Genomic DNA, 22,418 nt, shown 5'->3' with positions numbered 1-22,418 from the left:
AGGCCCCGAAAGGGGCCTTTTTTTAATGGGCAAACTGCTTGGGGAAATGCCGCTCTAAGGCGTAAAAGAGGCCAAAGAACAAGGCGTTAAATACCAAGTCTCCCAGCAGGGTGTATTGGAAGAACGGCACCCCGGCGGCCAGGGCCTGCCACAGGCCGTTAATGCCGGCAGGGTAGTAATCTCCCACCAGCCACACCGCGGCGTTGGTGACAAAAAAGAACAACAAAGACCCGCTCAAGGAACCGGCCAAGACCCTGGCCGGGTTGATGTCCTTGCCCACCCAAAAGCCCAGCACCACCGTTGCCACCAGAGCCCCGTACACAAAGGGCAGGGTAGGGTGCAAACCCAGCAGCAAGTCGGATACCGCCATAGCGGCCAGCGGCACCAGCACCGCCATGGCGCGGGTCTGGAAATGGGCCCCGGCAAACAGGGCCATGGCCGCCACTGGCGACACGTTCCAAGGATGCGGCAGCACCCGGTACAGCGCGCAAAGGGCAATGATACTGATAAGGGTGGTCAGGCGCGGGTTCATCCGTTGTCCTCGTTAGAAGCTGTAGCGGCCGGTCAGGTTGACCTCACGGCCATTGCCCGGATACCAGGAGTTTTCTCCGTAGGCATTGTAAACCGCATAGTCAGCATAGTGTTTATCAAAAAGATTATCGGCTCTTAGCACCACTTGCCAAGGCCCTTGTTGCCATTGGCCAGACAGTGCCCAAAGACCATAACCGCCCAGCTTACCGGCCTGGTTGAGGCTGTCTGAAAACAGATACTGCGGCCCGCGATATTGGTATTCAAGGCGGCTGGAAAAGGCAGCGGCCCATTGGTACTGGCCATAGAGGCTCCCGGACTGCTTGGACACCCAAGGCACCTGGTGACCATCGCTGCTGCCTTTGGTGTATTTGGCGTCCAGCCATTGGTAGTCAAAGCCGAGGGTCAGGGCGTCAAAGCTGTGGTCGCCATGAACGTTAATACCGTAGCGGCGAGACTTGTCGGCGTTGACGTTGGCACCGGCAAAGAGCCCGCCGATAGGGGCCGGCGCGTTGTTGTCAAAGACGATTTCGTCTTTCAGATCCAGGCGAAAGGCCGAGATGCTAAGCCCAGGCTGGGCCCAGCCCAGTTCGTAGGAATAACCGGTTTGCGGCTTTAGGCCGACAACCCCTGCCGGGGTGTAGCCTTGCTCGTCGAGCTTGGCAAAACGCACGTTGCGATCGACCCGGGCAAAGATCCGGCCCTGGCTCAGCTGGTATTGGCCAGAGAGCGACCAAGTGGTGGCGTGGTTGTCGATGTTAACGCCATTGTCGTAGGTGCCGGCGTAGAACAAATCGTCTTCGACCTTGGTGTAACGCAGGCCAGCCCCCAGGGTCAGCGCTCCTTGTTGCCACTGGCCGGTGCCGTAGGCGCTTTTGGAATCGCGCTTGTTATGTACCCGCAGATTGGGGTTGTTGTCATCGTACTTGCCGTGCTCGTAGTCGATGCCGCCCAGCCACTGCCAATGCTCGAAGCTACCCTTGATGCGCGGTGAAACCCGGTTCAGGCGCTCATTACCTTGGTAGGGGCTATCCACGGCCCAGTCCATGAAGCTTTGGTTGTAGTCGCGTTTGCGGTGGCTCGACGAACCGTCTACCAGCAATTGCCAGTTTTCATCGAGCTTCTCTTCCCAGCCCAGGCGGCCAACCCGGGTTATCTCGTTGATAAAGTCGTTGGCAAACTCGGGGCGCGATGCTTTACGGCCTTGCTGGCTAAAGGCCAGGGGACCCGGTTGGTCGCGGTCATCCTGGTTAAAACTCAGCTCGGCAAAAAGATGGCGGTGGTCTGTTTTATACCCCACCCGGCCTTCGGCGCTTTGGGTGCGGCTCTGGGCGTGGTCGCGGTAGTTGTCGTTTTTGTCCCAGGCCAGGTTGGTGTCTACATAAAGACCGTTGGCAAAACCTTTGGAAGCGCTGGCGCCAAGGGCCTGGTGGTCGTCGGTGCCGAGGGTGGCCGATACCTGGCCGCCGTCAACGCCGTGCTTGGTGATGATGTTGATAACGCCGCCCACCGCTTGGTCCCCGTAAAGGACGCCGGCCGAGCCGTTGAGAATTTCAATGCGCTCGATGTTGGCCAGTTGCACCCCGGCAAGGGCAGGGCCCGCCAGGCTTTGGCTGTTGAGACGGCGCCCGTCTACCAGCACCAGCACGTTGGAGCCGGCTTGGTCCGGGCCAAAGCCGCGCAGGCTCAGTACCGGGCCGGAGCCGGAGTTGGACACCTGAATACCGGCGCGGCCACGCAGCAGATCTTCAAGGTTGGTGGCGCCGCTGCGCTCGATATCGCTTTGGTCGATAACCGACACCGCTGCTGCGATTTGGTCAACCGATTGCGCTTGACGGCCCAGCACCACAATGTGCTCGTCGGTGTCGTTGGTAGAAGGTGCGGCCTGTGCCAAAAGCGGCAGCAGGGCGAGAGAAACGAGAGATTTGGCGTAGCCCATAAAGTCAGTCCAGCTTCATGGGGGCAAAAGCAATACCACAGCAAGGTTGCCGAACCCGCACCTTGCCCACCGAAGGCTGCGGGTTTTCTCCTGTGGCCGGTCTCCGGACTTCAAAGGCTTAGCGGCTTCGCCTTCCCGTGTTGCCACAGTGGCGTGTTGAAGCCGCAACTTTGTTACCGTTGCGGGGGCAGTGCCGGACTCACACCGGCTTCCCGATTATCCCTTGCGGGCACCACAGAAAAAGGCTTGTGTTTGGGTCTTGTTAACAGACTGCGGCATGATAGTGGCTTGGGTTTTGGAAGTCCAGACGGCCCTGTCAATGGCATATCAGTTTTATGACAATGACGTTATTTCCTCCACCTTATTAGCCTAAAGGCGACTTGCCCTGCCTGCGGCTTTTGCTTAAAACAGGGTTTTGACTTTTAGCGGACCTGTTATGAAAGCCGTACTGCTGGATGCCGATACTTTGGGCGACGATATCGACTTGGCTCCCATCCGCGAGGTGGTGAGCGAGCTTCGGGTGTTTGGTACCACCAGCCCGGCGCAGCTGGCCGAACATGCCGGTGACGCCGAGCTGCTGCTCACCAACAAGGTGCAGCTGGGCGAGGGCATCATGGCCGGGCGCAAAGGCCTGCTGGTGATGGCCACCGGCACCAACAATGTCGACCTGGCCGCCGCCAAGGCCAAGGGCATCCCGGTTCTGAACGTCAATAACTACGGCACCGCCTCGGTGGCTCAGCATACCTTGATGCTGCTGCTGTCCCTGGCCGCCAAGCTGCCTCTTTACCAGCAGGAGCTGGCCGCCGGGGCCTGGCAGCAAAGCCCCTTTTTCTGCCTGATGGGCAATAAAACCCTGGAGCTTGCCGGTAAAACCCTGGTGCTGGTGGGTTCGGGCACCCTGGGCTCGGAAGTGGCGCGCCTGGCCGAGGCCTTTGGCATGACCGTGAAATTCGCGGCTCGCCCCGGCAACGCCGAAGACACCCGCCCCAGCCTCGACAGCCTCTTGAGCGATGCTGACGCTTTATCCTTTCATTGCCCCCTTACCGAGCAGACCCGCCACCTGTTAAATGCCGAGCGGCTGGCCGCCATTAAGCCTGGCTGCCTGGTGGTAAACTGCGCCCGGGGCGGCGTGATTGACGAGCTGGCGGCCCTGGAGGCCCTTAAAGCCGGGCGCCTTGGCGGGTTGGCGGTAGACGTGCTGCCGGTTGAGCCGCCAAGAGAGGGTCATCCGTTACTGGATGCTCTGGCCGAACCCCTTAATCTGATTGTGACGCCCCATAGCGCCTGGATAAGCCCCGAGGCGCGGCAAAATATCGTCAATATTACCGCCAATAATATTCGCAGCCTGCTTTAAGCCTGGCCAAGAAAAAGGGCGCCCCTGATGGGCGCTTTTTTTCATTTTTATGACAGCGTGCTTTTAAATCTGGTCGTACCACTTTTTGTAAGAAGCATTTGCAAAAGGCGTCATTTAACTTTGATTTAACAGTTGTCGGTGAGGCGCGTCTTTTTCACCGTGTTAGTGTGATTAACATCGTGATTTTTATCGGCATATCCTTCGCTGGGTATTAAAAGTGAGCGCTATTTCCCTTTATTTTGTGTGGTTAATTAGGTGTTTGATTTTGTTCGATATTCGAATTTTAAGCGTCAATGCTTTGGCGTGGTGAATTATTCGGAAATTCTGCGTTTACATCACTGTAAATCTTGACCCTTATATAAGGAACATGGCATAAATACACCTCAGATTTATGCACCCGACCTTGATGTCTCGGTAATTTTATTGCCGGGGTGGTTGGGCTCTGCATAGGCCGGCGTACATTCATTGAGCGCCTTACTTTAATTTTTTAATTCGAGGTTTGTCATGTCTGTACAGACGCCAACCGAAATTACTAACGCCGTTGTTCAGACCGGCGTGCGTAAAAGCGGCCTTTCGCTTTTATCCCTGCTGATCCTCGGCTTTATGGCCGGTGCCTTTATCGCCATCGGCTTCCTGCTGGATATCCGTGTCACTGCACTGCTGCCGCATGAGTGGGCTTCACTGTCCATTTTCTTGGGCGCGGCCGTGTTCCCGGTGGGCCTGATTTTGACCGTACTGGCTGGCGGTGAGCTGCTGACCGGTAACATGATGTACATGGCTACCGCCCTGTTCTCCGGCAAAATCGGTGTGGCTGCCCTGGTGCGTAACTGGGTTGTGGTAACCATCGCCAACTTTATCGGCGCGGTGTTTATCGCCTACTTCTTCGGCCACTTCCTGGGCCTGGCTGAAGGCGCCTTCCTCGCTAAGAGCGTTGCCGTGGCCAAGGCCAAGGTTCACGCTGATTTCATGCACGCTTTTGTATCCGGTATCGGCTGTAACTGGCTGGTGTGTCTGGGTATCTGGCTGGGTCTGTCCAGCAAAGAAGCCATCGGCAAAATCCTCGGCCTGTGGTTCCCGGTTATGGCGTTCGTTGCCATCGGCTTCCAGCACGTTGTGGCCAACATGTTCGTTATCCCGCTGGGCATCTTCGCTGGCGCTGTAACCTGGGGCGAGTACTTCGGTAACTTCGTACCGGTATTCCTGGGTAACGTAGTAGGTGGCGCCCTGTTTGTCGGCGTGGCTTATTACATCGCTCTGGTGCGCGACAGCAATGCTCCCCAAGCTGCTGCCGAAGTAGAAGGCAGCACCACCAAAGCCTGATGCTTTGATATTTAAGAAAAAAGGCCATGCACTGCATGGCCTTTTTTATTGGCGGCGAGGTACTGTCAGATAGATAAAACGCATTGTCTTAAAAGAACCGGCTGTAAAAGCCGCTGCTCATCCCCACAGTAAGGGGGACGCTTTTCTCTGACTGTGGAACCACTCATGTCCAATACTGCTGCACTTTTCTCGCCGGTCAGCGCCGGTGCCCTGGCTCTGCCTAACCGCTTTGTGATGGCGCCTTTGACCCGCTGCCGCGCCGTTAACCATCAGCCCAACGAACTGATGGCCACCTATTATGCCCAGCGCGCCAGCGCCGGTTTGCTGATCACCGAATGCACCATGGTCAGCCCCGGCACCTCGGCTTTTGGTAACGATCCGGGTATTTACAGCGCCGAGCAGGTTGAAGGCTGGAAACTCACCACCGAGGCCGTGCACCAGGCCGGTGGCCGCGTCTTTTTGCAGATCTGGCACGCCGGGCGCGCCGCCCATCCGCTGTTGAACGGCGGTAAAGACGCTGTGGCTCCCAGCGCCATTGCCATTGACGACGAAACCCACACCCCCGAAGGCAAAAAGCCCTACACCGTGCCGGTGGCGCTGACCGAAGAAGGCATCGCCAGTATTGTGGCGGATTTTCGCCAGGCCGCGGCCAACGCCATTGCCGCCGGTTTTGACGGTGTGGAAGTGCACGGCGCCAACGGTTATCTGATTGACGAGTTCCTCCGTGACAGTGCCAACCAGCGCACCGACCAATACGGCGGCAGCCTGGAAAACCGTGCCCGGTTCCTGACCGAGGTGCTGAGCGCGGTGTGCGAAGAGATTGGCAGCGACAAAGTGGGCCTGCGCCTGTCGCCCTTTAACAGCTACAACAGCATGAAAGACAGCGACCCGGCCGCCTGGATGCGCTACCTGGCCGAGCACCTCAATGGCTTTAACCTGGCCTACCTGCACATCCTGCGGGGTGACATTCTTGGCATCCAGCAAGGTGATGTGCTGGATATTGCCCGTGAGCACTACAAGGGGCACCTGATGGTGAACATGGCCTACGGCTATGACGAAGCCGCCCAGGTGATAGCCGAAGGTAAAGCCGATTCGGTGGCCTTTGGCCGTGATTTTCTGGCAAACCCCGACCTGCCAGCCCGTATTGCCGCCAAAGCGCCGCTCAACGCCCCCGACGTGGCCACCTTTTATTCACCGGGCGAAGCCGGTTACACCGACTACCCGGCCATGGCCTGATCGCCGTTAAATAAAAAACGCCGAGAATGCGGCGTTTTTTTATGGCTTATTTTTCTAGCGTAATGCGGCTGGTGTCTGCCAGCGCCTTACTTTCAGAGTTGGTGAGCTTGCCGTTATCGTCCTGGATAAAGAACACCTCCAGGCCTTCTTTTTGAGCAACCTCCAGGCCTTCTTGCTGGCCGAGGCAGAGCATGGCGGTGGCCCAGGCGTCACTCACTCTTGGGTCGGTGCCAAACACCGAAGCGGAGATGAGGTCGTGGGTGACCGGCGCGCCGCTGCGCGGGTCAAGAATATGGGAGTAGCGCTTGCCGTTGGCATCGAAGTGATGGCGGTAAGTACCTGAGGTATCAAGGGTAACGCCGCTGGCATCGTCAATGGTGATGATCTGGTAGACGCTGGCCTGGTCACGCTTGGCGGTGGGGTTTTGAATGGCGATACGCCATTTGGCGCCGTCGGGCTTGCGGCCCTTAATTTTCATGTCGCCGCCAAATTCCACCAGGTAATTGGTTACGCCGTGTTTTTCCAGCACCTGGCTGAGCTTACCTATGGTGTAACCCTCGCCCATGGAGGAGAAGCTTATCTGCAGCCCCGGCACGGTTTTGCGAATTCTCATGCCGGCGTGGTCCACTTCGATTTTGTCCATGCCGATATCGGCCTTGATGGCGGCAATTTGCTCGGCGCTCGGCACGTTCAGGATGTTCTTTTGAAAACCCCAAAGATCAAACAGCGGGCCGACCGTGGGGTCGTAACAGCCCTGGGTTTTGGTATCGATGTCCTTGGCGATATCAATCAGCTCGATAAAGTCCTTCGAGGCGCTTTGCCACTGGGTAGAGGGGCTGTGGTTGAAGGCAGAGATGTAGGAGTCGTCGCGGTAGGTGGAGAGCTCTTTATCAATCTGAGCCAGGGTGGCATTGAAGTCTTGCTCGATGGCTGCCGGGTCGTCGCCGCCTTGCTTCCACCAGCTGATGTGGTAACTGGTGCCCTGGGCAAAGCCTTCGACTTTTTCCACCAGGGGCGGCTGGCTGCAACTGCTGGCAAACAGGGCAGCGGCCAAGGCGAGGGCGCTCTGGCGCCAAAAAACGGGGGATACAGAGATCATGACGGGCCTTAGTCCAAAAATGTTGGCGAGAGTCTACCAGCGCCGCCCCGGCGACTCTACATTCCCCCGGCCAATGGCGGATGGATAAGGCGAAGGGCCAAGGGGATGTTATGCTGCCCGCACCCCGGCTAATGGACTTACCCATGCAAACCGTCGCCCTTTTCGTAGACGTGCAAAACGCCTACTACACCGCCCGCCAGGCCTTTGGCGGCAATGTTGATTACAACCGGCTCTGGGCCCGCGCCACTCAAGGCCGCCAGGTGCTGAGCGCCTATGCCTACGCCATTAACCGGGGCGATGCCAAACAGCAGCAATTTCAAAATATCCTCAGGGCCATCGGCTTTACCGTCAAACTCAAGCCTTTTATCCAGCGCAGCGACGGCTCCGCCAAAGGCGACTGGGACGTGGGCATTACCATCGACGCCCTGGAAGAGGGCGCCAAGGCCGATGTGGTGGTGCTGGTGTCTGGTGATGGCGATTTTGATCTGCTGGCCAGCGCCCTTCGCGCCAAAGGCGTGGTGGTCGAGGTGTACGCGGTGGCGCCGCTCACCGCTGCCTCGCTTATCAACGCCGCCAGTCTTTTTATTCCCATCGAGGGCGAGCTGCTGCTGGCCAAGGGGTAAAGGAAATAAAAGGGCTTTGTGATCGCGGCATTTAACAACAGGGCGGTACGTTGCGCTACTTGCACGGCTCGGGCCTGTCCTTGCTGCGCGTTCTGCTATAGAGTGACCCGGCCCCGCTAAAGAGGGCGATAAAAAAGCAATGAACAGGCGCCACCACAGCCTGAATGAAGGAAGTCCATGAGTCACACAGAATCCGCCGTTGTTTCCCATCGCCGCGCCCCGGGCCTGGTGGTGCAAATTATTATTGGCATGGTGCTGGGTATTGCCCTGGCCCTGGGCGCCCCTGAGCTTGGCTCAGCGGCAGGCCTACTGGGTAACCTTTTTGTCAGCGCCTTAAAAGCGGTAGCACCGGTGCTGGTATTCGTGCTGGTGATGGCGGCCATTGCCAACCACCGCCAGGGCGCCCAAACCCATATTCGCCCCATTCTTTACCTGTACCTGATTGGCACCTTTTGCGCGGCCCTGGTGGCGGTGAGCATGAGCTTTTTGTTCCCCACCACCTTGGAGTTGGCCATTAAAGGCGCGGATTCAGCAGCGCCCCAGGGCATAGGGGAGGTGATGCACACCTTGCTGATGCGCATTGTCGACAACCCGGTCAATGCCCTGGTCAGCGGCAATTTCGTGGGGATCCTCGCCTGGGCGGCGGCGCTGGGGCTGGCTTTTAGAAAGGCTGGCGACAACACCCGGGCGCTGTTAGAAGACGCCGCCGAAGCGGTGTCCTCGGTGGTGAAATGGGTTATTCGTTTTGCCCCGCTGGGTATTTTTGGCCTGGTGGCGCACACCATCGCCGAGACCGGTTTTAAAGCCCTGGCCAGCTACAGCCACCTGCTGCTGGTGTTGATTGGCTCCATGCTCATTATTGCGCTGGTGGTTAACCCGCTTATCGTCTTTATTAAATTGCGCCGTAACCCCTATCCGCTGGTCTTTAAATGCCTGCGCGAAAGCGGCGTGACCGCCTTTTTTACCCGCAGCTCCGCCGCCAATATCCCGGTGAACATGGACCTTTGCGAGCGCCTTGAGCTTCACGAAGACACCTATTCGGTGTCCATTCCCCTTGGGGCCACCATCAATATGGCCGGCGCCGCCATCACCATTACCGTGCTGTCATTGGCTGCCGCCCACACCATGGGCCAAGACGTTGATCTGCTAAGCGCCTTGCTGCTGAGCCTGGTTGCCTCGGTAGCCGCCTGCGGCGCCTCCGGTGTGGCCGGCGGCTCACTGCTGCTTATTCCCCTGGCCTGTAGCCTGTTCGGTATCGACAACAACATCGCCATGCAGGTGGTAGCCATCGGCTTTATCATCGGCGTGGTGCAAGACTCGTGCGAAACCGCCCTCAACAGCTCCACCGACGTGCTCTTTACCGCCGCCGGTTGCGGGGTAGAAAAACGCTGAGTATCCCCTCATTGCCAAAACGCCCTACGGGGCGTTTTTTTATGCCCGCAGCTGGCCAATAAAATCCCGAAAAGGCTATTTACCCTTGATTTCAATAGGGTTATGGTCGGTTAACTTGGGGTTATGACTTGCCGCGGGCAATAAAGCCCTTTGCATCTGCACTGGCTTGGCGCCGATAAAGGCAGCCCAAAGGGCGAGGGCAGGATAGCCCGAGTAACAAAGGGTGTGCGAGATGGCGTGAGCGCGTTAAAAAAAGTCCTGCGAACCGTTTTTAGCGGGCGAACGCAAGAAGCTTGTCTTCGCGCAGCAAGCTACCAGGGATGGGTAATAACTCAGGGTAATGCTCGAAGCGCAAGCACAGCTTTCGCGCAGTATTACGAGACAAATCTTTCGGGAAAAGATTTGAACGTTGGAGTGCAGCGACGACGGCCCAGAGGGCGAGGGTAGGGATAGCCCGAGTAACACAGGACGTGCGAGGTGGAAGGAGCCACCAGGGATGGGTCACAACTCAGGATGAGAACGGGACATTGAGAACCACACTCAAGGGCGGTAGCGTGTCTTTCACTCACCTTAAAAATTAACCTAATTTATTGATTATCAAGCTTTTCTCCAATTTTTTACCTTAAGTTTTCGGTCCTTTATTCGCCGGTTCGCGCACCGGCAGGCGCCCAACTTTTGTTTCGGCAAAAGTTGGCAAAACCATCGCCCATGTTCCGCGATGTCTTTGCTTCTGGTCGCTCTCGGTTCACCGGTTCATACGCGTGTCCCGACACGTATTCACCTGCTTCGACATCCTTGTCTCAGCTGCCCCTCCACGTCAGCTCGCGGACAAGCCGCTCGCGCTCACCAGCTAAAATCAGTCCACCGGACTGATTTCTTAACGCGCTCGCCCCGTCAGCAAAGCGCTCTACTTAACGGACAAGAGAGGTGCCGCCTTTGAGTCATTTGAACACTCCGGGTTAGTTCATCTTTACAAACACTTATATGAAAATATATTGAGCACGCTCTGTCCGGCACGACCAGTTCTAATACATTGAAGTGGATGAAGTTATTTCTCATCCGATGTGATGATAACGAGCGCATGTCTCGCATAAAAACGAGACCGCTCGCTTTTGTGGAGTCATTCTTGGCTTCCGCACGAAAATCTAGAGGACGATCAGTCGGTTAGGCTTTTAATGTCGACTGGTCATATGAGTGAAAGCGAGCGCGCTCGCTAATAAAACTGTTAGCATTCAAAAGGAAACATATGAGTATTCGTCAAGCAACAGAAGCTGATGTAATAGAAGTATCTAGTTTGGTGAAGTCATTGTCTCATTTTTACCTTGATGAACCAGAAAACGAACTTCCAGCTTGGCTTTCCCAAACATTAACAGAAAACGCATTTTTAGAAAGACTGTCTAATGGCGGTTATACAAATTTTGTCTATGAACAAAATAATAAAATTATCGGCTACATCTCTCTAAAACAGCCAAACCACCTTTATCATTTATTTGTCTTGGAACAATTTCAAGGCAAAGGTATTTCTCGCTTACTTTGGGAGCATGTAAAAAATAGTGGGCAGCATGGTTCATTTACCTTAAGGTCTTCAGTTTATGCAGTCCCAATTTATAAGCGGTTTGGGTTTTGTGAATCTGGACAAATTGGTTCGAAAGACGGTGTGTCATATCAACCAATGGAGTTAAAAGTTTAATGCTAACAAGCCGCTCAAACATCGTTCCGGCTGCAAAGAGCGCGGCCTCCACTGGACTCGCTAACGCTCGCCGTTTAGCGGGGCGTTAGAGCAGCCAAGGAGTCAAAATTGAAAGTATTTATTAGTTGGTCTGGAGGGCTAAGTCATAAGGTTGCCGTAGTGCTGCGAGATTGGCTTCCTTCAGTGATTCAAACCATCTCTCCTTATGTCTCTTCCGAAGATATCGATAAGGGTGCTAGATGGTCGTCAGATATAGCTTCTGAGCTTGACCAATCTGCTTATGGAATTTTATGTGTTACAAAAGAAAACGTAACAGCACCTTGGTTGAATTTTGAAGCAGGAGCGCTTGGGAAGAGCATCGAGAAGAGTAAGGTTTGCCCATTTTTATTCAGAATCAAGAGGTCAGAAGTTGAAGGGCCGATACTTCAGTTTCAATCAACGGTCTATGACAAAAAGGACACATTTAAGCTGCTGAAGTCTATTAATGAGGCTAGTGAAGATGCAGGGATATCTGAGCATCAATTAGAAAAGGCGTTTGAAGTCTGGTGGCCTCAATTGAAGGCAAGCTTGGATGCCATTGATGAAACGGCTCAAGACGAAAAGGAACCCATTGAGGTGGGGGTCGGAAATGAAGAGTATTTTTCAAGAATATTGGAAGAGCTGCTTGAGCTTAGTCGAACGAATCAGAAGCTACTTAGGGATCCCGAGGCGCTTCTACCCAGAGAGTACTTTTATTATCTACTGGATAGAATCGACGAGCGCCCCTCTATCAGGGACGGCGGCAGAGGTATGTCTATAGCTGTCCATGCTGATGCATTTGAGCATATGGTCATTAAATACAGAGAACTCTTGAAATTCGTAGAAGCAGCAAGAAGGGAGGGCGAAACAGGCAGGAGGCTTGATATGGGGTTTCTGGAGGAATTGATTCGCTTAGTTAAAGAGGTGGACGATCCTCTAAGATACATAACAAGAAAGCTAGGAAAGCGTCTTCCCAGAGGATTGCTAGATGAGTTCGACAGCAAGCTCTAACAATCTCAACCAGTTTGCGCCCTGCGGGCGCCGGACGTGGCTGCCGCCGCGCCGCTGTTGAAGGGCGTTAAGCGAATAAGAATATGACGAAAATCCCAACAGTAATGACTCTGTATAATTTGGGCTTTATGACCGATAAAGAGGTCATTGCTTGGGCGGATGAGCAGCTGTTAAAAGAGACCGAGAATTTTGATCATATTTCATTGCTGTCACTTAAAGGGCCTAGCTACTGTTTAAAGTTACCAAGTTATGAGTTCCCAAGACCCCGTGAGTTTTCGTTCATCGAAGAGTTCGCTCTACGAACACGAATTCTTAATTTGGCTTCAGAGGGTGACAAACAAAGATTCCTTAGATGGGTATCCTCTGAGTGCATGGGTCGGGATATAGAAATCCCAGAAGTGCATTTTGGTTATCTTATCGATCACTATTTTTTTGAGTGCGATGATTTAGCTTATGCAAATAGCTTCTTGGAAGAACAGCTAAACAATTTAATACCCAAAAACGCGAAGGTAGCCGATGAAATCTGGGCATCAATCGCTTAACAAGGCCATCATAGGGACATTGTTTACTCCGCTGCGCTTTGGGGTGGCTACGCCACTTTACCCCAAAGCTCCGCTCCATAAACAATGCCCCATATGGCGGCGTTATAAGCCCTAAGGAAATTATGCGTACAATTCTAATTTTGTTTTTATTCTTGCCTTTGTCAGTAGTTGCTCAGGAAGTAGTGACAAACTCTTTTACGATCGAATTGCCCGACGATTTGCAGGTACAAACCAATAAAATGAATAGAATTCTTGCCTTTGGTAATGGTAATAATCCCTTTATTAATATCGAATTCGGTCTGGGCGTGAACGAGCAGTTCTCTAAAATCGTTGAGCGAGTGAATGAGACAATAAAGCCAATGGGAAGTCAGCTATCAGCGGTATCATGCGGGGAAAACTGTGAAGCTATGTATGCAGAAGCTCAAGCAGAATTAGAAAATTCTACGGCATACTCGTACTTTTATTTAGTTAAAAGTAAACATCATAGCTTTGTTATTTCTGTTGCGTCAAAAGCTCCAATTGGCGATGGTAGTGTTCTACAGGCAAAAAACATAGGCAATAAAATTTTGCAATCGGGCTTATAACAAGCGGTTTATGATGGGACGCAAAAAGCTTGGCTTGCGCTCCTTCGTCGCTAATTTTAGCCAAGCATTTTCCGCGCTATAACTGGGCGTTAGCTGAATAATCAACTATGAGCGAAGAGAAATTAACCAAAATCCATCTCGATCTACCAAGAAATGAAGAGGTAGACGGTGAATCTTTTTGGGCTGAGGACCTTGGCAATAATTTTTATCGTATGCGGAATACTCCATTTCATGCCTATGGAATTAACTTTTACGACATAGTGTATGCGGAAGCTGTATCTGAGGAATTAAAGCCTTCAATACTAAGGGTGCATGAGTTTTGTGGTCATAAAACACTGCGAGTCATATTTCTTGATGGTGACTCGGCTAAAGAGCGGGCAGATAGATTGTCTACGCTAAATCAGTTTAAGGCGTATCTTGAGAACGCTAATGGAACCCTCTTCGCAATAGACGTCGAACCAGAAGGTGATTACGGCGCTGTCTGTGACATTCTATATAAGTGGGAGAATCAGGGTATTTTGTCCTACGAAACTTGCGAAGCAAGAGAGGGCTTCGGTTTTGATGCCGAGTAATCAGCTAACAATGCAGCTCACTAACTCGTCGCTGCGCTCCTCGGGGACAAAGGCCACGGCGCGACAAGACGCTGGCCTTTGCCCATGGTTGCGGCGGTATGAGCCAAGCGAGGCACTCCGATGAAGTTCCGGTCTCTTGTTCGCTTCCTTAAGCTACTCTTTCGAACTCTGTATCTATCGTCAGACTTCACCGATCGATCATGCCAAGGAAAGTCCTGGAAAGAGCAGTTTCCTTCCGCCTCGAAGGAAGCAATACGAGAATTCCTCGCAGTGTTCAAGGATGCATTCATGATTAGAGACGCCGACGTGCTCAAGCTGCATCCTGATGACGACATCTACGACATTTATCGCTCAATCTATCCCGCCAAACTGGCCGACTGGGAGGGTGACTGCCTTGAGTTCAACTTCTACGATAGTGGTTTGCGCAAACGGTACAACTTCGGCTTGGCCGAGATGAATGGATCCCTATCGCTTGGCGCAATCTTTGAGAAGGCGGCGCGCATTGGAAAATAAGATATGAAAAGAAAGACACCCATCTTCTGAGTTGCTAACAGATAGTCTTGAGATTTTGAACATAACAAGTGACTGTGGCGTTCTGTTAATTAATCAAGTCTCTTTTTTTCATTCATCGCCATTTTTAATCATCAACAATAAAGGATGCCCGTCTTCGATTCCAAATTACCTTCGATTTGGGGCTATCTAGGGTTTAACTATAATGCAATTATACTCATACATTCTCGATCTTAGAATTAGCCATCCTGATTTAGACCCAGAGCTTGTCACTAGTACACTAGGATTGGAGCCAGACATAGTCTGGCGGAAGGGGGAGCCTCGAAAAACCTCCAAGGGTACAGAACTTGTTGGGGTTTACCCTACTGGGTATTGGACCACTAATCCTTTCTCATATGGTTGGCAGGAATCCACAAACGCCCAAATAGAAGATGCACTTGAAGAGTTAATTGGCTATTTAGAACCGTATTGCGGCTTTCTTAAGGAGATTAGTCAAGGCGGTATGGTACGAATATGGATAAGCTCTCAGAGCCGTAGAAATTACGCATTTGAGTTATCACCTCGCTTGTTGGAACGTATCGCATCGTTGGGTGCAACGCTAGTTCATGATATTTATCAGGGGGCATAGTCTTGACCCTAATTAATAACAGGAGACACCCATCTTCTGAGTTGCTTTAAAAAGATGCATAACTTCCAATAAGCTACTGCGGGTCTTGGTGTTAAAAGGTGACTCTATGAAGTTGACAATTGAAATTCTCATGGTTTTATTCATGGAAATTTCAGTTATTTATAGTATTTTCGTTTGGGCTCGAAGAGCTAATGTTAAAGATGAAAATAAACTGGCATCTCCATTTTGGAGGTTTAATTCCATTGAATCATTAAAGGCTCACGTAAAGGCTGAACACTTAAAATTGGCAGTGTTTTTATTCTTTTTGAGAAATACAATACTTTTGTGTGTTATTTTTATTTCTATTGTTGAATACCTTTTCAGGCTTTGATTGTTTTTCACTATAAAATGTCTAACAAACGGTTTTATTTTTTCTAGACCTCACCCGCTTTATCGGGTGAACATCATTGGATAAATCAGGCCAATTTTCTGAGCGGGCAAAGCCGTAACGGCCCTTGGGAGCGTGATATGACAAGCCGTTTGGCCTCTTGTAGCTGTGGGCAGTTAAAAGCTGAGGTGGAGGGCGAGCCTACCCGTGTGTCGGTTTGCCATTGCCTTGCCTGCCAGCGGCGCACCGGCAGCGCTTTTGGTTACCAGGCCCGTTTTCCCTTGGCCCAGGTGCGGGTGTCGGGGGCGTCCACGGCCTTTGAGCGGGTAGGGGATGAGGGCAGCAAGGCCACGTTTCATTTTTGCCCCAAGTGTGGTGCTACCCTCTATTACCTTAACGAAGGCTTGGATGACACCGTGGCGATACCGGTGGGCGCTTTTGCTGACCCACAATTTCCGGCGCCTGAGGTCTCGGTGTATGAAGAGCGGATGCATGCTTGGGTCAAGGTGCCGGACGCCGAGCATCTTTTTTAGACAAAACCGTTAGCCAAGGAGCGCGCTGTGGATAATGCCACCCGTATCGATAAGTTGCTCGCCGCCAAATCTGATTGGCGTGGCCAGGTGCTGGCCGAGGTGCGGGCACTGATAAAGGCGGCGCTGCCGAAGGTCGTGGAGGAGGTGAAGTGGGTTAAACCCACTAATCCCGGTGGCGTGCCGGTGTGGTACCTTGGCGGGCTCCTTTGCACCGGTGAGTGCTATAAGGCGAAGGTTAAACTCACCTTTGCCCATGGCGCGGCTCTTGCCGACCCTGCCGGGCTCTTTAACGCAGGCTTTGACGGTAAGGCGCGCCGCGCCATCGATATAACTGAAGGTGAGGCCCTTGATGGCGACGCCTTTAAAGCCCTGATGCAGGAGGCGGCGGCCTTTTATCGGCGTTAATAGGGCAGGGCGCAGAGTATGAAAAAGGAGGCATTAGCCTCCTTTTTTACATCCAATTTAAGGGCTTAGTCTTTTATTAGCCGCCGGCGCCGTATCTCGGCGCAAAGCGCCCAGAAAATAAGGGCCAGCGCTACGCCGGTTACCATGGTCCAGGCGGTGGAGAGCACAGCCCCTGTGGTAACCAGTTCGGCGCCGTTAACCAAAATGGGCTGGGCAATCAGGCTACCCAGTACCAGCATTATCTCGCGGGCCAAGTGGCCAAATAGCAGCTGGCTGACCGGGTGGCCATCCAGCAGCACGCTCTCGCCGATAAAAAGCAGCAAGGGCCCCAGCAGCATCCACAGCAGCGGCCTTTGGGTGCAGGCCGACAGCAGCATCATGGCGCCGTAAAAGGGCGCCATCAGCACCGATAGCCACAAAAAATGCCCGGCTTGTTTGCCAAGGGCGGCCAGCACTTCACCAAAGCTTTGCACCCCAAGGTGGGTCATCAGCAGTGCCAGCGGCAGCTGGGCAATCACCGCCGCCAAAAAGCTGATGGCAGGCAGCAACACCAGCACGGTGCAGGCTTTGGCCATTACCGTTTGCATGTCACTCACCGGCAGGGAGCGCCAAAAGAGGATGGAGCGGTCACGGCGCTCCTCGTTGAGGCTATTACCGCAGTAGGTGATGGCCGCGAGGCCGGCGCTTAGGAAAAAGGGCAGGGCCAGGAACGGCAGCACATTCACCTTGGGAATATCACCTTCGATGGTGATCACCCCTTTACTGGCAATGAGCAGGCAACCGAGCCAGGTGAGCACGGTCAGTACCAGCGGCAACCACAGCAGGGATTTGTTGTTTTCCCAATATTCTTTGCGCACCAGGGCGATAAAGGCGTTCATCAGGCAGCCCTCCCGGCTTTGGCAACGAAGATATCGGCAAGGGACGGGGTGGTGACTTTACCCAGGCCCGCCAGTTGCGCTTGTTCACCTTCAAAGGTCAGCACGTGGCCGCCCATGGTGGCTTTTTCGGCCAGCGGCCCCAGGGCGCGAGCGGCGTCAAGCTGGTCGCTTGCCACCTGCAACTGGCAATAGCGGCTGGCGATATCGTCAATGCTGCTATCCAGCACAAAGCGGCCGCCGTGCAGAAACAGCACCCGGGTCAGGATGTGTTCGATTTCTTCTACTTGGTGGGTGGTGACGATAATGGTGCGCTGGTGGTCAAAAAAGTCTTCCAGCAGTCGCTGGTAAAAGCCTTGGCGATATACCAGATCCAGGCCCAGGGTGGGCTCGTCCAGCACCAGGATATCGGCGTCGATAGCCATCACCAGTGCCAGATGCAACTGGGTAACCATCCCCTTGGACAGCTCTCTTACCCGGGCGCGAGGGGGGATCTGGGTGCCGTCCAAAATGCCCTGGCAGCGGGCCCGGTCAAAACGGGGGTGCACCGAGGCGGTGTAGTCGAGCAGCTGGTTTACCCGCATCCAGCGCGGCAGGCAGGCCACATCGGCAATGTAGGCCACCCGTTGCAGCAGTTTGGCGCGGTGGGTCATGGGCGCCTGGCCCAGTACTTCGATATGGCCTTCGGCGCTGTCGAGCCCCAGCAGGGTGTTTAGCAAGGTACTTTTACCGGCGCCGTTAACCCCAACCAGGCCTACGATTTCGCCCCTTTTTATCTCAAGGTCGAGGCCGCTGAGTACCTTCTTGCTGCCAAAGGCTTTGGTAAGGCCTTCCAGCCTAATCAGTGTTTCCATCTACTTCTCCATTTGCCTCTGAGCTAAGGGCGTGTAAATCCAGGCCCAGGCGTTTGATCTGGGCCCGAATACGGGGCCAGTCGTGTTCTAAAAACTGTTGGCGCTGCTCAATCAGCAGCTTTTGGCGTGCCCCTTGAGCCACGGTACTGCCTTGGCCGCGGCGGCGCTCGATAATGCCTCTATCGGCCAGCAGGGCCAGGGCCCGCTGCACGGTAAGGGGGTTTATCTGTTGCTGGGCTGCCAACTGCCGCACGCTGGGAATGGCGCTGCCTTCTTCAAGGCGGCCGTCCAGAACGGCATCAACCAGCTCACTGGCCAGTTGTTCGTAGAGCGGTATGCTGGGCGCTTGGGACACGGCTGCCTGCCTCGCGGTTAACTGTGTTGGTGTTGTAACACAGTGCTTTTGTCGCTGGCAATGCTGCCGATAAATGAAAAGTGTTATTACGTTGCGTTAAAACCGCCGCCAAGATGTTGAGGAGGCTTGTTTTTAAGTGGCTGGATGCGGCTTTTAGCACAGGCAAGAGGTCGGATGGCTGCGCTCATGCTCGACCCCTTTGGGGAATTTTGTCAGTATGAGGCCCCCTAACAATAACTCCCCCTACGTTATGATCACTCGTCTTATCGTTGTACTGGCCATCCTGGTCAGTGGTTTTCTGGTGATAGACGCGCCCTTTGAAGGCCAGGTCAATGCCGGCCTTGCCATCCTTATCCTCGCCGGTGTGCTGTGGATGACCGAGGCGCTACCTGTCACTATTACCGCTCTGTTGGTGCCGGTGCTGGCCGTGGTGCTGGGCGTGCTGGACCTGCGGGCCGGCCTGAGTAACTTTGCCAACCCTATTATCTTTTTGTTCCTCGGCGGCTTTGCCCTGGCGTCGGCCCTGAAAGAACAAGGCCTGGACCGGGCCATGGCCTCGGCGGTGATGCGCCTTGCCGGGGGCCGGTTTTGGTTGTCTGTATTGCTGCTGTTTATCACTGCTGCCTTTTTGTCCATGTGGATCAGCAACACCGCCACCGCGGCCATGATGCTGCCGCTGGTGATGGGGCTTTTTCGCCGGATGGACCAAGAGCCGACCCCCGCCACCCAGGTGTTTGTGCTGTTGGGTGTTGCCTATTCGGCGAGCCTTGGCGGCATGGGCACCCTGGTGGGGAGCCCCCCCAATGCCATCGCCGCCGGTTACCTGCACATGAATTTTAACGACTGGCTGAAAGTGGGTATGCCCATGGTGGCGGTGTTGCTGCCGCTGTCTTGGGTGGTGCTGTACTGGCAGCTCAAGCCCGAGCTTAACCAACGAGTCGGCGCCACCAAGGAAGAGTTCGTCTGGACCCGTGGCCGGGTGCTGACCCTGGTGGTGTTTGCCATCACGGTGCTGAGCTGGATCTTCTCCTCGGTGATCAGCAAAGCCCTTGGCGGCGTTAAAGACATGGACGGCTTGGTGGCACTGTGCGCCACTATCCTGGTGGGCGGCCTGAAGCTCTCTTCCTGGAAGGCCATCGAGCGTGACGTGGATTGGGGCGTGCTGCTGCTGTTTGGTGGTGGCCTGACTCTCTCTGCCGTGCTCAAAGCTACCGGCGCCAGCGCCTGGCTGGCTCATGGCTTGTCTGAGCTGACCCAAGGCGCGCCGGTATGGGTGCTGTACGGCATCATCGCCGCCTTTGTGGTGTTCCTCACCGAGCTTGCCTCCAACACCGCCAGCGCCGCTTTGCTGGTGCCGCTCTTTGGTGGCATTGCCACCGCCCTTGGCCTGCCGGTGCAGAACATGGCGGTGCTGATTGCCATCGCTGCGTCCTGCGCCTTTATGCTGCCGGTCGCCACCCCGCCCAACGCCATTGTGTTCGGTACCGGCCTTATCCAGCAGCGCACCATGATGCGCGTGGGGCTTTGGTTGAACCTCGTGTCCATTGTGGTACTGACGGTAGCTTTTGGTACCTGAGGCAATTGAGCGTTAAAAAAATCCCGCAGCCTTTGGGCGCGGGATTTTTTCTTTAAAAGCGGTGCTGAAAGTTAAACAGCAGGATGTTTTCTTTCTCCCCCGGCAGAACATGTTTGTCGCCAAGGGATATCTCCACCGCACTGTGGTGCCAAAGGTAGCGATAGCGCAGCATCTGGCTGTCGTTTTCAAAACGCTGCTGGGCAGGTTGGGCGTAGGGCACGCCGTGAGTGAGGGCAGGGTCTTGTTGCATCCAGCGGGTGGCCAGGCTCTCATCAAGCCAAGCGTCTTTTTCTGGCGGCGCCATCAGCGTGGGCGCGTCGAGGGCAACGGCGCTGAAACTGGCCAGGGCGAGGCAAAGCAAGCTGCGATACATGGCGATTTCTTCTTGGGGTTTTTGCTTAAGTAAAGACCGCTGTTGCCAAAATCGCCAAGCAGGCGTTAACACTATTTGCAGCAGGCCCGGTGGTTGTTAGTCTTGGGCCTTGGCTAAAAGAGGACAGACGGTGCGCACAGAGCAAAGCCGTGTATTGGTGGCCGGGGCCGGGTGCATCGGCACCTGGCTGGGAGCCAGGTTACAGGCCAAAGGGGTTGAGGTGTGTTACCTCGGCCGCGAGGCCACTTTCGAGCGTTTACAAAACGGGCTTAAAGTCAGCGGCTTGGGCGAGCCCTTCGCCCTTGAAAAGCTCACTGTGGTTAGCCATAGCGCTGAGGCCTTTGACTGGGTGATCCTCGCCTGTAAAAGGCCCGACACCCAGGCGCTACTGGACAGCATCCCCGAGGTGCTTGCCCATAAACCCACCCTTATCGTTGCCCAAAACGGCCTGGGGGCCGCCGATACCGCGGCCGAGCTCAGTGGATGCAGCGCCCATGCCCTGATGGTGCCCTTTAACCTGCAATGGCTGGCCCCGGGCGAGCTTTACCAAGCCACCGGCGGCCAGGTGGTGGTGCCACGGGAGCTGGGGGTCTTTGCCAGCGCCTGGGACGCCGAGGTCACCAATGATATTGCGGCGGTGCAGGCCGGCAAGTTGCTGCTTAACCTCAACAACGCCATCAATGGCCTGTGCGGCTTGCCCTTGGCTCAAGAGCTCAGCCAGCAGCCGTTTCGCCAGGTATTGGCTGGCGCTCAGCAAGAGGCGCTCAAGGTCTTTAAAGCCAAAGGCATTAAACCGGCCAAATTGCTGGGAGTGCCGGCGGCTTTGCTGCCTTATGTATTACGCCTGCCAGACAAAGCCTTTACGCGCCTGGCCAAGGGGCTGCTGGCCATGGAGGCCGAGGCCCGCTCGTCCCTTTATGACGATTTGGCCGCTGGGCGGCCCACCGAAATTGCCTTTTTAAATGGCTGGGTGGTGCGAGAAGCAGAAGCCCTGGGATTATTGGTGCCGATAAACTGCCACCTTTGTGCGCTGGTAGAAGAGGCCGAGCACCAGGGAGTTTGCCCGCAGTTAGACGCCAAGGCGCTCCTTGCCCCATAAAAAAGCCCGCATTTGCGGGCTTTTTTAATACTTGTGGCGCTCAAGGCCGGTGTCTTGAAGGATATGGGCCGAGATCTCCTCCACCGAATGGCGGGTGGTATTTAAAAAGGGGATCCGTTCCTTTTTAAACATCAGCTCCACTTCCTTGGTTTCAAGCCGGCACTGGCGCATGGACGCATAGCGGCTGCCGGGGGCCCGTTCGTGGCGAATTTGCGCCAAGCGTTCGGGGTCAATCACCAAGCCATAGAGCTTGTGTTTGTGATCTTTTAGCGGCGAGGGCAGCTTGAGGTTATCCATGTCTTCTTCGGTGAACGGATAGTTGGCCGCCTTGATGCCGTATTGCAGCGCCAGATACAGGCTGGTGGGGGTTTTGCCGCAGCGCGATACCCCAATCAGGATGATGTCGGCGTCACTGTAATATTTGGTGACGGCGCCATCGTCGTTAGCCATGGCGTAGTTCACCGCTTCAATACGCTGATGGTAGGCGTCATCCATCATGCCGTGGGAGCGGCCAATCTTGGGCTCAGCCTTAACCCCCAGCTGCACTTCCAGCGGGTTCACAAAGGTGGAGAGGATGTCGTAAAAGATGCCGTCGCCTTCTTCAATCAGGGTGCGAAGCTTGGCATCCACAATGGTGTGGAACACCAGCGGCCGTTGCCCTGTTGTAATAAAACTACGGTTTATCTTCTCTAAAACCCGCCCGACCTGGCGTTCGTTATCCACGAAAGGCTCGGTGAATTGTTTAAATTTAACAGGGAATTGTGAGAGCAGGGCATGACCGAAAACTTCGGTGGTTATGGCTGTTCCATCAGAGACAAAATATACGTGTCTATCCATCCAGACGCCTTTTTGTAGACTGTTAACAACATGAAAGACAAACGTTTTACCGTTCGATGACCGGCAGTGTATGATGGCCGCGCGCTTATGCACAAACC

Annotated in this window: 25 protein-coding genes and 1 riboswitch; of the genes, 17 read left to right on the top strand and 8 right to left on the bottom strand. The window is 54.4% G+C overall.

Annotation, left to right across the window (positions count from 1 at the left end; genetic code table 11):
- Positions 1–22: 22 nt before the first annotated feature.
- Together AC22G1_RS11025 and AC22G1_RS11020 are read right to left on the bottom strand one after the other, a co-directional pair.
- Positions 23–532 (bottom strand): DUF6580 family putative transport protein, encoded by a 510-nt coding sequence (locus tag AC22G1_RS11025; RefSeq protein WP_487313427.1) that lies wholly within the window; start codon positions 530–532, stop codon positions 23–25.
- A 12-nt stretch (positions 533–544) separates the two neighbouring features.
- Positions 545–2,467 (bottom strand): TonB-dependent receptor, encoded by a 1,923-nt coding sequence (locus tag AC22G1_RS11020; RefSeq protein WP_487313426.1) that lies wholly within the window; start codon positions 2,465–2,467, stop codon positions 545–547.
- Between the two features lie 77 nt (positions 2,468–2,544).
- Positions 2,545–2,719, bottom strand: a riboswitch (cobalamin riboswitch).
- A gap of 184 nt (positions 2,720–2,903) precedes the next feature.
- Between AC22G1_RS11020 and AC22G1_RS11015 the strand changes: the two genes are divergently transcribed.
- From AC22G1_RS11015 to AC22G1_RS11005, 3 genes are all read left to right on the top strand, one after another.
- Positions 2,904–3,821, top strand: coding sequence for a D-2-hydroxyacid dehydrogenase (locus AC22G1_RS11015; protein WP_487313425.1), 918 nt, complete (start codon positions 2,904–2,906; stop codon positions 3,819–3,821).
- Positions 3,822–4,325: 504 nt separating this feature from the next.
- On the top strand, positions 4,326–5,141 hold the full coding sequence (locus tag AC22G1_RS11010) for a formate/nitrite transporter family protein (RefSeq protein WP_487313424.1): 816 nt from the start codon (positions 4,326–4,328) through the stop codon (positions 5,139–5,141).
- Positions 5,142–5,306: 165 nt separating this feature from the next.
- A complete protein-coding gene (locus tag AC22G1_RS11005) occupies positions 5,307–6,377 on the top strand; it encodes an alkene reductase (protein ID WP_487313423.1) in 1,071 nt (356 codons plus the stop codon).
- A gap of 46 nt (positions 6,378–6,423) precedes the next feature.
- On the opposite strand, the gene AC22G1_RS11000 is transcribed toward AC22G1_RS11005, so the two are convergent.
- Positions 6,424–7,476 carry an FAD:protein FMN transferase gene (locus AC22G1_RS11000; protein WP_487313422.1) on the bottom strand — a complete coding sequence of 351 codons (1,053 nt, stop codon included), beginning with the start codon at positions 7,474–7,476 and terminating at the stop codon, positions 6,424–6,426.
- Between the two features lie 143 nt (positions 7,477–7,619).
- Between AC22G1_RS11000 and AC22G1_RS10995 the strand changes: the two genes are divergently transcribed.
- The 12 genes from AC22G1_RS10995 to AC22G1_RS10940 all read left to right on the top strand — a co-directional run bounded on the left by AC22G1_RS10995 (position 7,620) and on the right by AC22G1_RS10940 (position 16,351).
- Positions 7,620–8,099 carry a LabA-like NYN domain-containing protein gene (locus tag AC22G1_RS10995; protein ID WP_487313421.1) on the top strand — a complete coding sequence of 160 codons (480 nt, stop codon included), beginning with the start codon at positions 7,620–7,622 and terminating at the stop codon, positions 8,097–8,099.
- Positions 8,100–8,276: 177 nt separating this feature from the next.
- A complete protein-coding gene (gene sstT / locus AC22G1_RS10990) occupies positions 8,277–9,491 on the top strand; it encodes a serine/threonine transporter SstT (protein ID WP_487313420.1) in 1,215 nt (404 codons plus the stop codon).
- A 1,246-nt stretch (positions 9,492–10,737) separates the two neighbouring features.
- Complete coding sequence (locus AC22G1_RS10985; RefSeq protein WP_487313419.1) at positions 10,738–11,181, top strand: GNAT family N-acetyltransferase; 444 nt, start codon at positions 10,738–10,740, stop codon at positions 11,179–11,181.
- Positions 11,182–11,289: 108 nt separating this feature from the next.
- Positions 11,290–12,210 carry a toll/interleukin-1 receptor domain-containing protein gene (locus tag AC22G1_RS10980; protein ID WP_487313418.1) on the top strand — a complete coding sequence of 307 codons (921 nt, stop codon included), beginning with the start codon at positions 11,290–11,292 and terminating at the stop codon, positions 12,208–12,210.
- Between the two features lie 128 nt (positions 12,211–12,338).
- Positions 12,339–12,752, top strand: a complete 414-nt coding sequence (locus AC22G1_RS10975; protein ID WP_487313417.1) for a hypothetical protein — start codon at positions 12,339–12,341, stop codon at positions 12,750–12,752.
- Positions 12,753–12,874: 122 nt separating this feature from the next.
- A complete protein-coding gene (locus AC22G1_RS10970; RefSeq protein ID WP_487313416.1) occupies positions 12,875–13,336 on the top strand; it encodes a hypothetical protein in 462 nt (153 codons plus the stop codon).
- Positions 13,337–13,443: 107 nt separating this feature from the next.
- Positions 13,444–13,908, top strand: coding sequence for a DUF4265 domain-containing protein (locus AC22G1_RS10965; RefSeq protein WP_487313415.1), 465 nt, complete (start codon positions 13,444–13,446; stop codon positions 13,906–13,908).
- A gap of 288 nt (positions 13,909–14,196) precedes the next feature.
- On the top strand, positions 14,197–14,421 hold the full coding sequence (locus AC22G1_RS10960) for a hypothetical protein (RefSeq protein ID WP_487313414.1): 225 nt from the start codon (positions 14,197–14,199) through the stop codon (positions 14,419–14,421).
- Between the two features lie 202 nt (positions 14,422–14,623).
- Positions 14,624–15,046 (top strand): DUF4279 domain-containing protein, encoded by a 423-nt coding sequence (locus AC22G1_RS10955; protein ID WP_487313413.1) that lies wholly within the window; start codon positions 14,624–14,626, stop codon positions 15,044–15,046.
- 106 nt (positions 15,047–15,152) lie between these two features.
- A complete protein-coding gene (locus AC22G1_RS10950) occupies positions 15,153–15,416 on the top strand; it encodes a hypothetical protein (RefSeq protein ID WP_487313412.1) in 264 nt (87 codons plus the stop codon).
- Between the two features lie 137 nt (positions 15,417–15,553).
- Positions 15,554–15,946: a GFA family protein gene (locus AC22G1_RS10945; protein ID WP_487313411.1), complete on the top strand. Its 393-nt coding sequence runs from the start codon at positions 15,554–15,556 to the stop codon at positions 15,944–15,946.
- A gap of 27 nt (positions 15,947–15,973) precedes the next feature.
- Positions 15,974–16,351 carry a DUF1801 domain-containing protein gene (locus AC22G1_RS10940; protein ID WP_487313410.1) on the top strand — a complete coding sequence of 126 codons (378 nt, stop codon included), beginning with the start codon at positions 15,974–15,976 and terminating at the stop codon, positions 16,349–16,351.
- A 65-nt stretch (positions 16,352–16,416) separates the two neighbouring features.
- Here AC22G1_RS10940 and AC22G1_RS10935 read toward each other — a convergent pair whose 3' ends face one another.
- From AC22G1_RS10935 to AC22G1_RS10925, 3 genes are read right to left on the bottom strand one after another with little or no spacing between them, the layout of a single operon-like run.
- Positions 16,417–17,229 (bottom strand): ABC transporter permease, encoded by an 813-nt coding sequence (locus AC22G1_RS10935; RefSeq protein WP_417361150.1) that lies wholly within the window; start codon positions 17,227–17,229, stop codon positions 16,417–16,419.
- Entirely contained in the window at positions 17,229–18,080 is an 852-nt protein-coding gene (locus AC22G1_RS10930) for an ABC transporter ATP-binding protein (protein ID WP_487313409.1), read from the bottom strand. The genes AC22G1_RS10935 and AC22G1_RS10930 overlap by 1 nt, the downstream gene beginning before the upstream one ends.
- Positions 18,064–18,435, bottom strand: a complete 372-nt coding sequence (locus AC22G1_RS10925; RefSeq protein WP_123421478.1) for a GntR family transcriptional regulator — start codon at positions 18,433–18,435, stop codon at positions 18,064–18,066. Before AC22G1_RS10925 ends, AC22G1_RS10930 begins: the two co-directional genes overlap by 17 nt.
- Before the next feature lie 250 nt (positions 18,436–18,685).
- Here AC22G1_RS10925 and AC22G1_RS10920 point away from each other — a divergent pair, with 250 nt between their 5' ends.
- Positions 18,686–20,011: an SLC13 family permease gene (locus AC22G1_RS10920; RefSeq protein WP_487313408.1), complete on the top strand. Its 1,326-nt coding sequence runs from the start codon at positions 18,686–18,688 to the stop codon at positions 20,009–20,011.
- A gap of 52 nt (positions 20,012–20,063) precedes the next feature.
- Here AC22G1_RS10920 and AC22G1_RS10915 read toward each other — a convergent pair whose 3' ends face one another.
- Positions 20,064–20,384 carry a hypothetical protein gene (locus AC22G1_RS10915; RefSeq protein ID WP_487313407.1) on the bottom strand — a complete coding sequence of 107 codons (321 nt, stop codon included), beginning with the start codon at positions 20,382–20,384 and terminating at the stop codon, positions 20,064–20,066.
- Between the two features lie 130 nt (positions 20,385–20,514).
- On the opposite strand from AC22G1_RS10915, the gene AC22G1_RS10910 reads away from it, so the two are divergent.
- Positions 20,515–21,483 carry a 2-dehydropantoate 2-reductase gene (locus AC22G1_RS10910; protein WP_487313406.1) on the top strand — a complete coding sequence of 323 codons (969 nt, stop codon included), beginning with the start codon at positions 20,515–20,517 and terminating at the stop codon, positions 21,481–21,483.
- A 24-nt stretch (positions 21,484–21,507) separates the two neighbouring features.
- On the opposite strand, the gene ppsR is transcribed toward AC22G1_RS10910, so the two are convergent.
- On the bottom strand, positions 21,508–22,320 hold the full coding sequence (gene ppsR, locus AC22G1_RS10905) for a phosphoenolpyruvate synthetase regulatory kinase/phosphorylase PpsR (protein ID WP_487313405.1): 813 nt from the start codon (positions 22,318–22,320) through the stop codon (positions 21,508–21,510).
- Positions 22,321–22,418 lie beyond the last annotated feature (98 nt).

The sequence above is a fragment of the Gallaecimonas zhanjiangensis genome, from assembly GCF_057624825.1.
Note: the sequence above shows the minus strand (reverse complement) of the source record. Positions and strands in the feature narration are given on the sequence as shown.

Coding starts and splice junctions, on each gene's coding strand:
- AC22G1_RS11025 (WP_487313427.1), bottom strand. CDS start 532: ATGAACCCGCGCCTGACCACCCTTATCAGTATCATTGCCCTTTGCGCG.
- AC22G1_RS11020 (WP_487313426.1), bottom strand. CDS start 2,467: ATGGGCTACGCCAAATCTCTCGTTTCTCTCGCCCTGCTGCCGCTTTTG.
- AC22G1_RS11015 (WP_487313425.1), top strand. CDS start 2,904: ATGAAAGCCGTACTGCTGGATGCCGATACTTTGGGCGACGATATCGAC.
- AC22G1_RS11010 (WP_487313424.1), top strand. CDS start 4,326: ATGTCTGTACAGACGCCAACCGAAATTACTAACGCCGTTGTTCAGACC.
- AC22G1_RS11005 (WP_487313423.1), top strand. CDS start 5,307: ATGTCCAATACTGCTGCACTTTTCTCGCCGGTCAGCGCCGGTGCCCTG.
- AC22G1_RS11000 (WP_487313422.1), bottom strand. CDS start 7,476: ATGATCTCTGTATCCCCCGTTTTTTGGCGCCAGAGCGCCCTCGCCTTG.
- AC22G1_RS10995 (WP_487313421.1), top strand. CDS start 7,620: ATGCAAACCGTCGCCCTTTTCGTAGACGTGCAAAACGCCTACTACACC.
- sstT (WP_487313420.1), top strand. CDS start 8,277: ATGAGTCACACAGAATCCGCCGTTGTTTCCCATCGCCGCGCCCCGGGC.
- AC22G1_RS10985 (WP_487313419.1), top strand. CDS start 10,738: ATGAGTATTCGTCAAGCAACAGAAGCTGATGTAATAGAAGTATCTAGT.
- AC22G1_RS10975 (WP_487313417.1), top strand. CDS start 12,339: ATGACCGATAAAGAGGTCATTGCTTGGGCGGATGAGCAGCTGTTAAAA.
- AC22G1_RS10970 (WP_487313416.1), top strand. CDS start 12,875: ATGCGTACAATTCTAATTTTGTTTTTATTCTTGCCTTTGTCAGTAGTT.
- AC22G1_RS10965 (WP_487313415.1), top strand. CDS start 13,444: ATGAGCGAAGAGAAATTAACCAAAATCCATCTCGATCTACCAAGAAAT.
- AC22G1_RS10960 (WP_487313414.1), top strand. CDS start 14,197: ATGATTAGAGACGCCGACGTGCTCAAGCTGCATCCTGATGACGACATC.
- AC22G1_RS10955 (WP_487313413.1), top strand. CDS start 14,624: ATGCAATTATACTCATACATTCTCGATCTTAGAATTAGCCATCCTGAT.
- AC22G1_RS10950 (WP_487313412.1), top strand. CDS start 15,153: ATGAAGTTGACAATTGAAATTCTCATGGTTTTATTCATGGAAATTTCA.
- AC22G1_RS10945 (WP_487313411.1), top strand. CDS start 15,554: ATGACAAGCCGTTTGGCCTCTTGTAGCTGTGGGCAGTTAAAAGCTGAG.
- AC22G1_RS10935 (WP_417361150.1), bottom strand. CDS start 17,229: ATGAACGCCTTTATCGCCCTGGTGCGCAAAGAATATTGGGAAAACAAC.
- AC22G1_RS10930 (WP_487313409.1), bottom strand. CDS start 18,080: ATGGAAACACTGATTAGGCTGGAAGGCCTTACCAAAGCCTTTGGCAGC.
- AC22G1_RS10920 (WP_487313408.1), top strand. CDS start 18,686: ATGATCACTCGTCTTATCGTTGTACTGGCCATCCTGGTCAGTGGTTTT.
- AC22G1_RS10915 (WP_487313407.1), bottom strand. CDS start 20,384: ATGTATCGCAGCTTGCTTTGCCTCGCCCTGGCCAGTTTCAGCGCCGTT.
- ppsR (WP_487313405.1), bottom strand. CDS start 22,320: ATGGATAGACACGTATATTTTGTCTCTGATGGAACAGCCATAACCACC.